Origin of the sequence: Achromobacter pulmonis (assembly GCF_021733725.1) — a bacterium.
Taxonomy (GTDB): domain Bacteria; phylum Pseudomonadota; class Gammaproteobacteria; order Burkholderiales; family Burkholderiaceae_B; genus Achromobacter; species Achromobacter pulmonis.
The window spans coordinates 2,644,168-2,657,033 of the sequence record NZ_JAIFOT010000001.1 but is presented as its reverse complement, the minus strand read 5'-3'; the positions used below and the strand labels follow the sequence as shown (position 1 = coordinate 2,657,033).

General features: G+C 68.4%; 15 protein-coding genes. 9 read left to right on the top strand and 6 right to left on the bottom strand.

Annotated features, from left to right (window positions below; translation table 11 throughout):
* Nucleotides 1-116 precede the first annotated feature (116 nt).
* Genes K2W61_RS12175 through pyrF form a run of 3 tightly spaced genes read left to right on the top strand, consistent with a single transcriptional unit; the run spans nucleotide 117 to nucleotide 2,714 of the window.
* Entirely contained in the window at nucleotides 117-515 is a 399-nt protein-coding gene (locus tag K2W61_RS12175) for a diacylglycerol kinase (protein ID WP_054415096.1), read from the top strand.
* A 52-nt stretch (nucleotides 516-567) separates the two neighbouring features.
* On the top strand, nucleotides 568-1,887 hold the full coding sequence (locus K2W61_RS12170; protein ID WP_175132214.1) for an NAD(P)/FAD-dependent oxidoreductase: 1,320 nt from the start codon (nucleotides 568-570) through the stop codon (nucleotides 1,885-1,887).
* An 8-nt stretch (nucleotides 1,888-1,895) separates the two neighbouring features.
* Entirely contained in the window at nucleotides 1,896-2,714 is an 819-nt protein-coding gene (pyrF, locus tag K2W61_RS12165) for an orotidine-5'-phosphate decarboxylase (RefSeq protein WP_175132213.1), read from the top strand.
* 70 nt (nucleotides 2,715-2,784) lie between these two features.
* On the opposite strand, the gene K2W61_RS12160 is transcribed toward pyrF, so the two are convergent.
* From K2W61_RS12160 to ribBA, 6 genes are all read right to left on the bottom strand, one after another.
* Nucleotides 2,785-3,351 (bottom strand): CinA family protein, encoded by a 567-nt coding sequence (locus K2W61_RS12160; protein ID WP_236755701.1) that lies wholly within the window; start codon nucleotides 3,349-3,351, stop codon nucleotides 2,785-2,787.
* Nucleotides 3,348-3,854, bottom strand: coding sequence for a phosphatidylglycerophosphatase A family protein (locus tag K2W61_RS12155; protein WP_175132401.1), 507 nt, complete (start codon nucleotides 3,852-3,854; stop codon nucleotides 3,348-3,350). Before K2W61_RS12155 ends, K2W61_RS12160 begins: the two co-directional genes overlap by 4 nt.
* 136 nt (nucleotides 3,855-3,990) lie before the next feature.
* Complete coding sequence (gene thiL, locus K2W61_RS12150; RefSeq protein ID WP_236755700.1) at nucleotides 3,991-4,956, bottom strand: thiamine-phosphate kinase; 966 nt, start codon at nucleotides 4,954-4,956, stop codon at nucleotides 3,991-3,993.
* Nucleotides 4,957-5,177: 221 nt separating this feature from the next.
* On the bottom strand, nucleotides 5,178-5,669 hold the full coding sequence (gene nusB / locus K2W61_RS12145; protein ID WP_049076116.1) for a transcription antitermination factor NusB: 492 nt from the start codon (nucleotides 5,667-5,669) through the stop codon (nucleotides 5,178-5,180).
* Nucleotides 5,638-6,168 (bottom strand): 6,7-dimethyl-8-ribityllumazine synthase, encoded by a 531-nt coding sequence (gene ribH / locus K2W61_RS12140; RefSeq protein WP_006391339.1) that lies wholly within the window; start codon nucleotides 6,166-6,168, stop codon nucleotides 5,638-5,640. The genes nusB and ribH overlap by 32 nt, the downstream gene beginning before the upstream one ends.
* A gap of 10 nt (nucleotides 6,169-6,178) precedes the next feature.
* Complete coding sequence (gene ribBA, locus K2W61_RS12135; RefSeq protein ID WP_236755699.1) at nucleotides 6,179-7,354, bottom strand: bifunctional 3,4-dihydroxy-2-butanone-4-phosphate synthase/GTP cyclohydrolase II; 1,176 nt, start codon at nucleotides 7,352-7,354, stop codon at nucleotides 6,179-6,181.
* Between the two features lie 148 nt (nucleotides 7,355-7,502).
* Between ribBA and K2W61_RS12130 the strand changes: the two genes are divergently transcribed.
* The 6 genes from K2W61_RS12130 to phnE (K2W61_RS12105) all read left to right on the top strand — a co-directional run bounded on the left by K2W61_RS12130 (nucleotide 7,503) and on the right by phnE (K2W61_RS12105) (nucleotide 12,839).
* Nucleotides 7,503-8,309, top strand: coding sequence for an HAD-IIB family hydrolase (locus K2W61_RS12130; protein ID WP_175132209.1), 807 nt, complete (start codon nucleotides 7,503-7,505; stop codon nucleotides 8,307-8,309).
* A 10-nt stretch (nucleotides 8,310-8,319) separates the two neighbouring features.
* The gene (locus K2W61_RS12125) at nucleotides 8,320-9,135 is read left to right on the top strand and encodes an IclR family transcriptional regulator (RefSeq protein WP_236755698.1); all 816 of its coding nucleotides are present in this window, start codon (nucleotides 8,320-8,322) and stop codon (nucleotides 9,133-9,135) included.
* 209 nt (nucleotides 9,136-9,344) lie between these two features.
* Nucleotides 9,345-10,343, top strand: coding sequence for a phosphate/phosphite/phosphonate ABC transporter substrate-binding protein (gene phnD, locus K2W61_RS12120; protein ID WP_175140408.1), 999 nt, complete (start codon nucleotides 9,345-9,347; stop codon nucleotides 10,341-10,343).
* A gap of 5 nt (nucleotides 10,344-10,348) precedes the next feature.
* Nucleotides 10,349-11,119 (top strand): phosphonate ABC transporter ATP-binding protein, encoded by a 771-nt coding sequence (gene phnC / locus K2W61_RS12115; RefSeq protein WP_175132206.1) that lies wholly within the window; start codon nucleotides 10,349-10,351, stop codon nucleotides 11,117-11,119.
* A complete protein-coding gene (gene phnE, locus K2W61_RS12110) occupies nucleotides 11,107-12,018 on the top strand; it encodes a phosphonate ABC transporter, permease protein PhnE (RefSeq protein ID WP_175132205.1) in 912 nt (303 codons plus the stop codon). The genes phnC and phnE (K2W61_RS12110) overlap by 13 nt, the downstream gene beginning before the upstream one ends.
* Nucleotides 12,015-12,839 carry a phosphonate ABC transporter, permease protein PhnE gene (phnE, locus tag K2W61_RS12105; RefSeq protein ID WP_175132204.1) on the top strand — a complete coding sequence of 275 codons (825 nt, stop codon included), beginning with the start codon at nucleotides 12,015-12,017 and terminating at the stop codon, nucleotides 12,837-12,839. Before phnE (K2W61_RS12110) ends, phnE (K2W61_RS12105) begins: the two co-directional genes overlap by 4 nt.
* Nucleotides 12,840-12,866: the final 27 nt, after the last annotated feature.

Genomic DNA, 12,866 nt, shown 5'->3' with positions numbered 1-12,866 from the left:
AGTAACGTAGCATTACCCGCACAACGCAGGAGGATTGCCGACCAGTCTCGGATGGCATCACGCCGGCAACCCATATCTGTTAAAAAGCCGCCACACCAGGCCTTCTTACGCTCCCCATGTCGACCAATCCGCACCACTCGCCCTACAAAAGCACCGGCGGCCTGCGCCGCATCCTGAACGCGCTGCGCTATTCGCTGCAGGGCCTGCAGGCCGCCATCAAGTACGAGGCCGCTTTCCGCCAGGAACTGGCGCTGGCCGTGCTGCTGATTCCGGCCGCGTTCTTCCTCGGGCGCACCACGGTCGAAGTATTCTTCCTGATCGGCACCGTGGTGCTGGTGCTGGCGGTGGAGTTGCTCAATTCCGCGATCGAGGCGCTGGCCGACGCCCTGTCGGTCGACACCCACCCGCTGCTGGGCCGGGCCAAGGACCTGGGCAGCGCCGCCGTCATGCTGCTGCTGCTGTTCACGGTGGCGGTCTGGGTGGGCGTGGCGGTCAGCCGTTTCGTGATGCACTGAATTCCGGCGCCGGCTTGCCCGCCAAGGGGTCCGCGCCTCTATACTGGGAGCCATGATGCCCAACTCGACGCCAGCCCCTTCGGAACGCATCGTTATCGTCGGCGGGGGTGCCGGCGGCCTCGAACTGGCCGCCAAGCTCGGCCGCCTCCACGGCCGCCAGCACATCACCCTGGTCGACAGCCGGCCGTTCCACATCTGGAAGCCGTCGCTGCACGAAGCGGCGGCCGGCACGCTCGATATCCACCAGGAAGGCCTGTCCTACCTGATGCTGGCGCACCTGAACGGCTTTTCCTTCGCCCAGGGCCGGCTGGTCGGCGTCGACCGCGAGCGGCGCCAGGTCACCGTGGACGCCGTGGCCGACGCCCAGGGCCAGGAAGTGCTGCCGCGCCGCGAACTGGCCTACGACACCCTGGTGCTGGCGCTGGGCAGCACCTCCAATTTCTTCAACACCCCGGGCGCGGCCGAGCATGCCGTCACGCTCGATACCACCGAAAATGCCGAGCAGTTCCGCCTGACCATGCTCAAGGCCATGGCCCTGGTCGACCAGGCCAAGGTGCGCGACCCGTCGGCGCGGCTGGACCTGGTGATCGTCGGCGGCGGCGCCACTGGCGTCGAGCTGGCGGTCGAGCTGGTCGAGGCCAGCCATGTGGTCAGCGCCTACGGCCTGCCGAATTTCCGCGCCGAGCGCGACCTGGCGATCACGCTGGTCGAAGGCGCGCCGCGCATCCTGTCGGCCCTGCCCGAAAAGATCTCCACCGCCGCCACCGCGCGCCTGACCGAACTCGGCATCCGCGTCGAGACCGACTGCCGGGTCTCCGAGGTCACCGCCGATTCCGTCAAGACCGCCGATGGCCGCGAATTCCCCGCGCGGTTGTGCATGTGGGCGGCCGGCATCAAGGGCCCGGCCCTGCTGGCGGAACTGGACCTGCCGCTGAACAGGCTGGGCCAGGTCGAGGTCAATGAACGGCTCGAGACCGCCGACCCGCACATCCTGGCGCTGGGCGACTGCTGCGCCGTACCCTGGCGCGATGGCCGTACCGTGCCGGCGCGCGCCCAGGCCGCGCACCAACAGGCCGACTACCTGTGCAAGAAGCTCAGCGCGCGGCTGCGTCGCGCCGCCGAGCCCACCGCCCCCTACGTCTACCAAGACCACGGCTCGCTGGTCTCGCTGGGCCAGGATGCCGGCGTGGGCAGCCTGATGGGCAAGCTGGCCGGACGGGGACTGTTCGTAAGCGGTACACTGGCGCGCCTGATGTACATGAGCCTGCACCTGATGCACCACAAAGCGGTGCTGGGCATCTCACGCACCGCCTCCCTGGCCCTGGCGCGCCTGCTCATGCGGCGCACGCGCCCCCGGGTCAAACTGCACTGAACGCCCCCATGAACTTCCTCCAAAGACTCGAACACGCCTGGACCACCAGCAACTCGCTCCTGCAAGTCGGGCTCGATCCCGACCCGCAGCGTTTCCCGCGCGAACTGCAGGGCAAGCCCGACGCGATCTTCCAGTTCTGCCGCGACATCGTCGATGCCACCGCGCCCTATGCCTGCAGCTTCAAGCCGCAGATCGCCTACTTCGCCGCGCACCGCGCCGAAGACCAGCTCGAAGCGCTGTGCCAGCACATCCGCGACCAGCATCCCGACCTGCCCATCGTGCTGGACGCCAAGCGCGGCGACATCGGCTCCACCGCCGAGAACTACGCACGCGAAGCCTACGAGCGCTACCAGGCGCACGCGCTGACGGTCAGCCCGTACATGGGCCTGGACTCGGTCGAGCCCTACCTGGCCTGGCGCGACCGCGGCGTGATCGTGCTGTGCCGCACCTCCAACCCCGGCGGTTCGGACCTGCAATTCCTCAAGATGGATAACGGCGAGCCGCTGTACCTGCACGTGGCAGGGCTGGTGGCCGACAAATGGAACGCCAACGGCCAGTGCGGCCTGGTGGTGGGCGCGACCTTCCCGAACGAACTGGCCGCGGTGCGCCAGCGCATCGGCGATGCGGTGCCGCTGCTGGTGCCCGGCATCGGCGCCCAGGGCGGCGACATCACCGCCACCGTCAACGCCGGCGCCAACGCCGCGCGCAGCGGCATGATGATCAATTCCTCGCGCGCCATCATCTACGCCAGCGGCGGTGACAACTGGCGCCAGGCCGCCGGCGACGCCGCGCGCGGCCTGCGCGACGCGATCAACGCGGTGCGCTGATCGACGTTTGCGGGGGCCGCCTGGCCCCCGCCATGGTCTCCACGACCCGCGCCGTTGCGCGCGTGAGCCCTCAACGCCGGTTGACCGGCGCCCCCAGCAATTCCAGCACCCCGCGCAACGCGAACTCGACCGCCTGCTGGCGTACCTGCGCGCGGTCGCCGCTGAACACGTGGGTGACGGCGCGGCTGCTGATGCCGTCGCCGACCCGCTGCGCGAAGCCGAAGCACACCATGCCCACCGGCTTGCCCGGGGTGGCGCCGCCCGGGCCGGCGATGCCGGTGGTGGACACCGCCACCTGCGCCGCAGGCGAGGCCAGCAACACGCCGTTGGCCATTTCCAGCGCCACCGGCTCGCTGACCGCGCCGAAGTGATGCAACGCGTCCGGCGACACATCCAGCTCGGCGACCTTGGCGTCATTGCTATAGGTGACGAAGCCGCGATCGAACCATTCGCTGGACCCCGCCACCGCCGTCACCGCGCCGGCCAGCAGGCCGCCGGTGCAGGATTCGGCGGTGCCCAGCACCAGGCCCTGGCGCCGCAGCGTGTCGCCGAGCCTTTCGGCCAGCCCGAAGGCGGTGGCCTGAGCCAGTTGTTCGGCCGACAGATTCGACCGCGTGCTTTCCTGTTGCTGGTTCATCCCAAGACTCCTGTGCGCACGACCAGCGCCATGATCAGCAAGGCGTATCCGGCCGCGACGATATCGTCCCACATTACCCCGAAACCGCCCTTCAGGCGGGCGTCGAAGAACTTGATGGGCGGCGGCTTGACGATGTCGAACGCGCGGAACAGCACGAACGCCAGCGCTTGCGACAACCAGCCGGCCGGCGTCAGCCACAGCACCAGCCAGAACGCCACCATCTCGTCCCACACCATTCCGACATGATCGGGCTGCTGGAGTTCGCGGCCGACACGGTCGCAGGCCCAGCAGCCGTACAGGAAAGCCAGCGCCAGGAAAATGCCGATGGCCAGGTCGGAGGCGGCCGGCGCGGCGGCGACCCAGATGATCCAGGCCAGCAGCGTGCCCCAGGTGCCCGAGGCGGGCCGGATGAGACCGCTGCCAAAGCCGAAGGCGACCAGCCGGCCCGGATCGCGGCAGACCCAGGACAGCGCGGGATAGACCGCCCGCGAGCGTTCGCGCATCGACGGGGAATGGGGGGAAGAGGACGACATGGATGAGGGCCCGATGATGGCTGCAAGAATGACAATAGGGTTGGCGATGCCTGTGGCAGCGATTGTGCCAGGGTTTGGCGCCGCGCTTCGCAACGCCGACGAGCAATCAGGCAGTCGGAAAGTGATCGAAGCCCGCGGGCAATTGCGCCAGCGCATGCCCGTCTGCGTCCAGCACCGCCAGGCCGGCCTGGGCCACGATGCGGCCCACGCGGGTCACCCGCGCGCCTGCCGTCCGCGCGGCGGCCAGCACGGCGTCACGCCGCGCCGGCGGCGCGGTAAAGCAGAGCTGGTAAACGTCGCCGCCGCCCAGGACGGCGCGGCGCACCTGATCGGCGGGCAGGCCGGCCAGCGCGGCAGCCACGGGCATCCGGTCTTCATGCAGCACCGCGCCCGCCCGGCTGGCCGCCAGGATATGGCCCAGGTCCTGCAGCAAACCGTCGGAAATATCGATGGCGGCATGCGCGATGCCGCGCAACGCCAGGCCCAACGCCACCTGCGGCTCGGGCCACTCCAGCGCGCCGCGGACCGCGGCCAACCGCGCCGCGTCGGCCGGGTACTGCCCGTCGAGCAAGCGATAGGCCACGTCGGCCGCGCCCAGTTCGCCGGACACCCAGACATCGTCGTCCACGCGCGCGCCGGCGCGGCGCAATGCCAGATCGGCCGGCACGGCGCCGAACACGGTCACGCTGATGGCCAGTTCATGGGCGCTGCGCGTGGTGTCGCCGCCGATCAACGGGCAGCCATGGGCCGCCGCCAGCGCGTGAAAACCATCGGCAAAAGCCGCCAGCCACGGCTCGTCCAGGCGCGGCAACGCCAACCCCAGCACGCAACCGATCGGACGCGCGCCCATGGCGGCCAGGTCCGACAGGTTTACTGCCAGGGCCTTGTGCCCCAGCGCCTTGGGATCGACATCGGGAAAGAAATGCCGGCCTTCCAGCAGCAGATCGGTGCTGGTGGCCACCTGCTCGCCGGGCGGCACGGGAAACAACGCGCAGTCGTCCCCCACGCCCAGCAGCCCCGCAGGCGCGGTGCGCGTGAAATAGCGCGCGATCAGATCAAATTCGGACGCCACGACAACTCCGCAGTCCGGCACAAGGCCGGTATTGACTCCCACTCAGGGGCCACGTTCCAAAGAGAGGTTCGCTCCAACGGGACGGAAAGCGCGCTCCAAAAGGAGAAAGGTCGCCAAAAAAAACGGCCCTCCCCAGACCCGGGCCGCGCGGATCCGGCTCCGCCGGTCCGCAGCGGCGCCCCCCTGGGGGGGAAGCGCGCAGCGCTTCGGGGGGGTAAATACTACTTCTTCATTTCGTGCGAACGCACGTCGGCCGCCAGCTTGTCGAGCACGCCGTTGACGAACTTGAAGCCATCGGTGCCGCCAAACGACTTGGCCAGCTCCACGGCTTCATTGATGGCGACCTTGTACGGCACTTCGACATGATGGATCAGTTCGAAGCTGCCGATCAGCAGGATGCCATGCTCGACGGGCGACAACTCGGCCAGCGGGCGGTCGACGTAGGGCGTGAAGCGCTCGCGCAGCGCGGGCGCTTCGCGCAAGACGCCATGCAGCAAGGTCTTGAACCACTGCGCGTCGGCCTCGGAGAAATCCTCGGTGTCGCGCAGATGGGCGTCGATCTCGCCGGCGTCCTGCGTGCCTTCGCCGCCGCGCAGCAGCCACGCGTACACGCCCTGCAGCGCGAATTCGCGCGCACGGCGGCGCGCGCTGCGGGCGTTGGCGCGGGCCTGCGCCGCGCTATCAGCGCTGGTCGTCGTCTTCTTCGTCGTCAAAATCTTCGTCCTCGTCTTCGTCGTCTTCGTCTTCTTCCTCGGGTTCCAGGGCCGCCACCAGGTTGGCCATTTCGACCGCCACCTGGGCGCAGTCGCGGCCCTTGCCGGCGGCGCGGGCCTGCGCCTGCTCGTCGGTGTCCACGGTCAGCACGCCGTTGGCGACCGGGATGCCGGTCTCGAGGGAGATACGGGTGATAGCAGTGGCCATTTCATTGCTGACCACTTCAAAGTGATAGGTCTCGCCGCGGATGACTGCGCCCAGCGCGATCAGGGCGTCGAACTCGAAGGTCTCGGCCATGTGCGACAGGGCCACGCCCAGTTCCAGCGCGCCAGGCACGGTGGCGACCATCACGTCGCGCTCGTCCACGCCGAGTTCGGCCAGTTCCTTCAGGCACGCTTCGAGTTCGGCCTGGCCGATCTCTTCATTGAAGCGGGCGCGTACGATGCCGATGTGCAGCCCTTCGCCGTTCAGGTCGGGGGTGAGGATGTAAGGGTTCATGTGTCGGCCTTCAGTGTGTTGCGGGAGAGTTCGGAGGGTCGCAATCGTAACCCGTAATGGTGAGCGAGAAGCCCGCCATGCTGGGCATCTTGCGCGGCCGGGCCAGCAGCTTCATCTGGCCCACGTTCAGGTCGCGCAGGATCTGGGCGCCGATGCCGTAGGTGCGCAGGCCGAAACGGTCGGCGTTGGCGGGGTTGGCATTGGCCTTGGGGTCGCTCCAGCCGGCGATCTGCGCGAACAGGTGCTCGGTGGAGGACTGGCAATTCATCAGCACCAGCACGCCGGCCGGCGCCTGCGCGATGGCCTGCAGGGCCGGCGCCACGCCCCAGCTGTGCGGGCTGGCGCCGGTATCCAGCACGTCCAGCACCGAGGCCGGCTCATGCACGCGCACCAGGGTCTCGACGTCGCGCGCGATCTTGCCGTGCACCAGCGCCAAGTGGGCCGAGCCGGTGGCCGCGTCTTCGTACGCCACGGCCTCGAAAGTGCCCCAGGCCGTCTGCATGCTGCGCTTGCCGACGCGCTTGACGATGGATTCGTGCTCGCTGCGGTATTGGATCAGGTCAGCGATGGTGCCGATCTTCAGGCTGTGCTCGCGGGCGAATTCGACCAGGTCGGGCAGGCGCGCCATGGTGCCGTCCGGCTTGAGGATCTCGCAGATCACGGCGGCCGGGGTCAGGCCGGCCATGGCGGTCAGGTCACAGCCGGCTTCGGTATGGCCGGCGCGCACCAGCACGCCGCCGGGCACCGCGCGCACCGGGAAGATGTGGCCGGGCTGCACCAGGTCGGACGGCTTGGCGTCGCGCGCCACCGCCACCTGGATGGTGCGGGCGCGGTCGGCGGCCGAAATGCCGGTCTCGACGCCTTCGGCGGCCTCGATCGACTGGGTGAAATTGGTGCCGTATCGCGTGCCGTTGCGGGCCGCCATCAGCGGCAGGTCCAACTGGCGGCAGCGTTCTTCGGTCAGGGTCAGGCACACCAGGCCGCGGCCGTGGGTCACCATGAAATTGATGGCCTCGGGCGTGACGAACTCGGCGGCCATGACCAGATCGCCTTCATTTTCACGGTCTTCTTCGTCGACCAGGATGACGATGCGGCCGGCGCGCAGCTCGGCGATGATCTCGGCGACCGACGCGATATCGAAGGATTCCGGCTCGGCGCCGGGCAAGGGGGACAACTGGACGGACATGGTGGACACGCAATACCAGGCGGGAAAGCCCGGATTTTACCGCTCCCGGCGCCATATCCCCTACCGGGCCGCTCCGCCCCCGCCCAAAGCGGGCCATCCGGTTAAACTTTCGGCCGGAGAACACCCCATAAAACCAAGGAAAAACGCCATGCAAGCCCTTGCGGCCATGCCTTCGACCGTCGCGGCGGGGATCCGCGTCGTGCTCACCGACATTGACGACACCCTGACCACCGAAGGCCGGCTGCCCGCCGACGCCTATGCCGCCCTGGAGCGCCTGGAACAGGCCGGCATCCAGGTGGTGCCGATCACCGGCCGCCCGGCCGGCTGGTGCGACCACATCGCCCGCATGTGGCCGGTGCGCGCGGTGGTCGGCGAGAACGGCGCGTTCTACTACGCCTACGACCGCCAGGCGCGCCGCATGGTCACGCACTACTGGACCGACGCGGCCTCGCGCCAGGCCAGCCGCAAGCAGTTGGACGCGATCCGCGACCGGGTGCTGGCCGAGGTGCCCGGCGCGGCCGTCGCCAGCGACCAGGACTACCGCGTGGCCGACCTGGCGATCGACTTCTGCGAGGACGTGCCGCCCCTGCCCGAGGCCGACATCGGCCGCATCGTGCGCCTCTTCGAAGAAGCCGGCGCCCAGGCCAAGGTCAGTTCGATCCACGTCAACGGCTGGTTCGGCGACTACGACAAGCTGACCATGACGCGCACCCTGTTCCAGCGCGAATTCGGCGTGGACGTGGCCAGCGTGCTCGACAGCACCCTGTTCATCGGCGACTCGCCCAACGACGAGCCCATGTTCGCCTACTTCCCGGTCTCGGTCGGCGTGGCCAACATCCAGTCGCAGTTGCACCGCCTGACGCACCGCCCCGCCTACGTGGCCGCGTTCCATGGCGGCGCCGGTTTCACCGAGATGGCCGAGCGCCTGCTGGCCGCCCGCGCCGTCACCGCCTGAGACCCGCACCGTGGCCACCGCCAAAACATCCTCCCCCGCCGCCAACGACGGCCGCCGCAGCATCCAGTCGATCGAAGTGGGCGTGCCGCTGCTGGCCGCGCTGGTCGAGGCCGCCAAGCCGCTGACCCTGCGCGACCTGGCCGCCGGCGCCGGCATGACCTCGGCCAAGGCCCACCCCTACCTGGTCAGCTTCATCCGCGTGGGCCTGGTGCAGCAGGACAGCATCACCGGCCAGTACGAGCTGGGGCCGTTCGCGCTGCAGATGGGCCTGGTCAGCCTGCAACGGCTGGATCCGGTGCGTATCGCCATGCCCGAGATCGCCAAGCTGCAATCCGAGATCGGCCACACCTTGGGCATCGCGGTGCTGGGCTCGCACGGCCCCACCATGATCCACATGACCGAGGCCAGCTACCCGGTGCACGTGAACATGCGCAAGGGCACCGTGATGTCCATGCTGCACACCGCCACCGGCCTGGTGTTCGCGGCCTGGCTGCCGCCCAAGGTCAGCGAGCACTACATCGCCCGCGAGGAAGGCGACACCGCCGTCATCGCCAGCGTGCCGCCGCCGCGCAAGGCCAGCCGCGCCAACATCGAGGCGCAACTGGCCGACATCCGCGTGCACGGCATGGCGCGGGCGCTGGGCAACCCGCTGCCCGGCGTCGACGCCTTGTCGGTGCCGGTCTTCGACAACACCGGCAACATCGTGCTGGCGCTGACCAGCCTGGGCCCCACCGGCCTGTTCGACGTGTCCTGGGACGGCGCCATCGCCCGTCCGCTGCTGGCCTGCGCGCAGGAAATCTCGCGCAAGCTCGGCTACCGCGCCTGACCCTCCTTCCCGCCTGACCCGCGAGTCCGGCGGCGGATCGACCGATCCGTCGCCGGGCCTCGCCCCGGTTCGCGCAAAAACGAACCCAAAACGAACAAACCGAACAAAACCCGAAAAGAAACACAGGGACTTTCCCGAGTGTCTCCCCTGCGCTTGTATGTTTGAATTCAGTTACTAGTCATATTCAGACCGATAAGAGGAGACATACGATGCGCGCCTTGCGTCTACTGCAAGCGGCCTCGCTGGCCGCGCTCGCGTTCGGGGCGTCCGCCGCCCACGCCGCCGACACCTGCCCGAACCGGGGCGACCTGGACCAGATGTACTGCGACGCCGACAAGAACCTGGTGGCCGACACGCCCACCGATGCGTCCAAGCTCAAGACGCCGTCGACGCTGGTGTTCACCTACACCCCGGTGGAAGACCCGGCGGTGTATGAAGACATCTTCAAGCCCTTCACCAAGCACCTGTCCGAATGCACCGGCAAGCGCGTGGTGTTCTACCAGGTGCAGAGCAACGCCGCCGAAATCGAAGCCATGCGCTCGGGCCGCCTGCACGTGGGCGGCTTCTCCACCGGCCCCACCGCCTTCGCCGTCAACATCGCCGGCGCGGTGCCGTTCGCCGTCAAGGGCTATGCCGATGGCTTCCAGGGCTACAACTTGATCGTGATCGTCAAGAAGGACAGCCCGTACCAGAAGCTGACCGATCTGAAGGGCAAGAAGCTGGCGCACACCGCGCCGTCGTCGAACTCCGGCCACATGGCGCCGGTGGCGTTGTTCCCCAAGGAAGGCCTGACGCCCGACAAGGACTACAAGATCATCTTCTCGGGCAAGCATGACCAGTCGGTCATGGGCGTGAACTCCGGCGACTACGATGCCGCCGCGGTCGCCTCGGACGTGTTCAAGCGCATGGTCGAGCGCGGCCAGGTCAAGGAAGCCGACTTCCGCATCATCTACAAGAGCGAGAAATTCCCCACCTCATCGTTCGCCTACGCGCACGACCTGGAACCGAAGTTCCGCGACCAGATGCTCAAGTGCTTCTACGACTACCGCTTCCCGGCCGAGATGTCCAAGGCCTTCGACGGCGCCGACCGCTTCTACCCGGTGACCTACCAGAAGGACTGGGCCATCGTGCGCCAAGTCGCCGAATCCGGCGGCGAGAGCTTCAACCGCGCCGCCTACGACCGCGAATCCGCCAAGAGCAAGAAGTAATCAGCATGACGACGTCGCTACGCATATCCGGCCTGGTCAAGGAATACCGGGCCGGCCGGCCGGTACTGAACGGCATCGACCTGCAGATCGCGGGACGCGGCCTGACGGCCATCATCGGCCCCTCGGGCACCGGCAAGAGCACACTGCTGCGCTGCATCAACCGGCTGATCGAGCCGACCCGCGGCGAGATCGTGCTGGAAGCCGGCGACGGCGCGGTCGACCTGGCCCGGGTGCGTGGCGCGTCGCTGCGGCGCGCGCGCCGGCGCATCGGCATGGTGTTCCAGGAATACAACCTGGTCGAACGCCTGACCGTGATGGAAAACCTGCTCACCGGGCGGCTGGGCTACACCGGCGCCTTCAAGGCCTGGACCCGCCGTTTCGAGCCCGACGACATCGAGCATGCCTACCAGTTGCTCGATACCGTCGGCCTGGCGGGCTTTGCCGACCAGCGCGCCGACGCCTTGTCCGGCGGCCAGCGCCAGCGCGTGGGCATCGCCCGCGCCCTGATGCAGCGGCCGCAACTGCTGCTGGCCGACGAACCGACCTCGTCGCTCGACCCCAAGACCTCGGTCGAGATCATGGAACTGCTGGCGGCGCAGGGCGATGCCAGCGGCATCCCGGTCATCGTCAACATCCATGACGTCGAGCTGGCGCGGCGCTATGCCAGCCGCATCGTCGGCATGTCCGGCGGCCACGTGGTCTACGACGGCGACGGCCAGGGCCTGGACGCCGGCATGCTCAAGACCATCTACGGAGGCGAGTCTTGGCTGGCGTGACCTCTCCCCGTTCCGCGCATCCGCGCCCCTTCGCCCTGTCCGGCCGCGCCAAGGCGGGCATGCTGTTGCTGGTGCTATACACGATCTACGCCGGCGCGCAGCTGGACTTCAGCTGGGCCCGCTTCGAGAGCGGCATGGGCCATGCCTCGACCTTTCTGGCGCGCATGTTCCCGCCCAATTTCGAGAAGCCCGCCACCCTCTGGAAAGGCATCGCCGAAAGCCTGGAGATCGCCGTGCTGGCCTCGGTGCTGGGCATCCTGTTCGCGCTGCCGGTGGGCCTGCTGGGCGCGCGCAACCTGATGCCGGGCTGGGTGTCGTGGCCGGCGCGGGCCCTCGTCGCGCTATGCCGCGCGCTGCATCCGGTGATCGTCGCCATCCTGTTCGTCAAGGCCGTGGGCTTTGGCGCGCTGGCCGGCATCCTGGCGTTGACGGTCGCCTCGATCGGCTTCATCGGCAAACTGTTCACCGAGGCTATCGAGGAAATCTCGCTCAAGCAGGTCGAAGCGGTGCGCGCCACAGGCGCCTCGTTCGCCAACGTGCTCGCCTTTGGCGTGCTGCCGCAGGTGTTCGCGCGTTTCATCGGCTTTGCCACCTACCAGTTCGACTCGAACCTGCGCAACTCCACCATGGTCGGCATCGTCGGCGCCGGCGGCGTCGGCGGCACGCTGTTCTCGGCCTTCCAGCGCTTTGACTACGACTTTGTCAGCGCCATCCTGCTGACGCTGATCGCCATCATCATGCTGGGCGAGATCCTGGCGGGCTTCGTGCGCGCCGTGTTCCTGGACAACCTGGGCTTCGACCGCATCCTGCAGGGCCGTTTCGCCGGCGCGCGCGGCATCGGCTCCAGCAGCTCGAAGGCGGCCTACCAGGCCGCCCGCAAAGCGGAGGCGGACCAATGAGCACGCACGCCCCCACCTTGCCCGCCAGCGGCGCGCCGCGCGTCTGGCAGCGCTACAGCCTGGGCCAGCGGCTGCTGCGCTTCGCCCTCTACCTGCTGCTGGTGGCCGCCATCGTGCAGGCCATCCGTGGCGTCGAGGTCATTCCGGAGTTCCTGTACGACGCGCCCGAGCAGATGGCCGACCTGTTCCAACGCATGTGGCCGGTGGACTGGGCCCACTACCGCGGCGGCGTGCACGACGCGCTGATCGAGACCCTGCACATTGCCACGCTCGGCACCATCCTGTCGGTGATCATGGCGGTGCCGGTGGGCCTGCTGGCGGCCAACAACCTCACGCCCAGCAAGACCATCAACATGCTCGCGCGGCTGGTCCTGGTGTCGAGCCGCTCGGTCAACTCGCTGGTCTGGGCGCTGCTGTTCATCGCCATCTTCGGCCCCGGCGCGCTGGCCGGCACGCTGGCCATCGCGTTCCGCTCCATCGGCTTCGTCGGCAAGCTGGTGGGCGAAGCCATCGAGGAAGCGCAGCGCGGCCCGATCGAAGCCGTCACCGCCACCGGCGCCAGCAAGGCCGCGGTGATCTGGTACGCCTACTGGCCGCAGATCCGCCCGGCGTTCTGGTCCATCGTGCTGCTGCGCTGGGACATCAACGTACGCGAATCCGCCGTGCTCGGCCTGGTCGGCGCCGGCGGCATCGGCATGGCGCTGGACACCGCCCTCAACCTGTTCCAGTGGGACCGCGTCGCGCTGGTGCTGGCCGCCATCTTCGTGGTGGTGGTGCTGGCCGAGATTCTCATCACCCAGGCGCGCAAACGCATCCTCTGACGCGCCCGCCACCGACGTTCCTTTGCG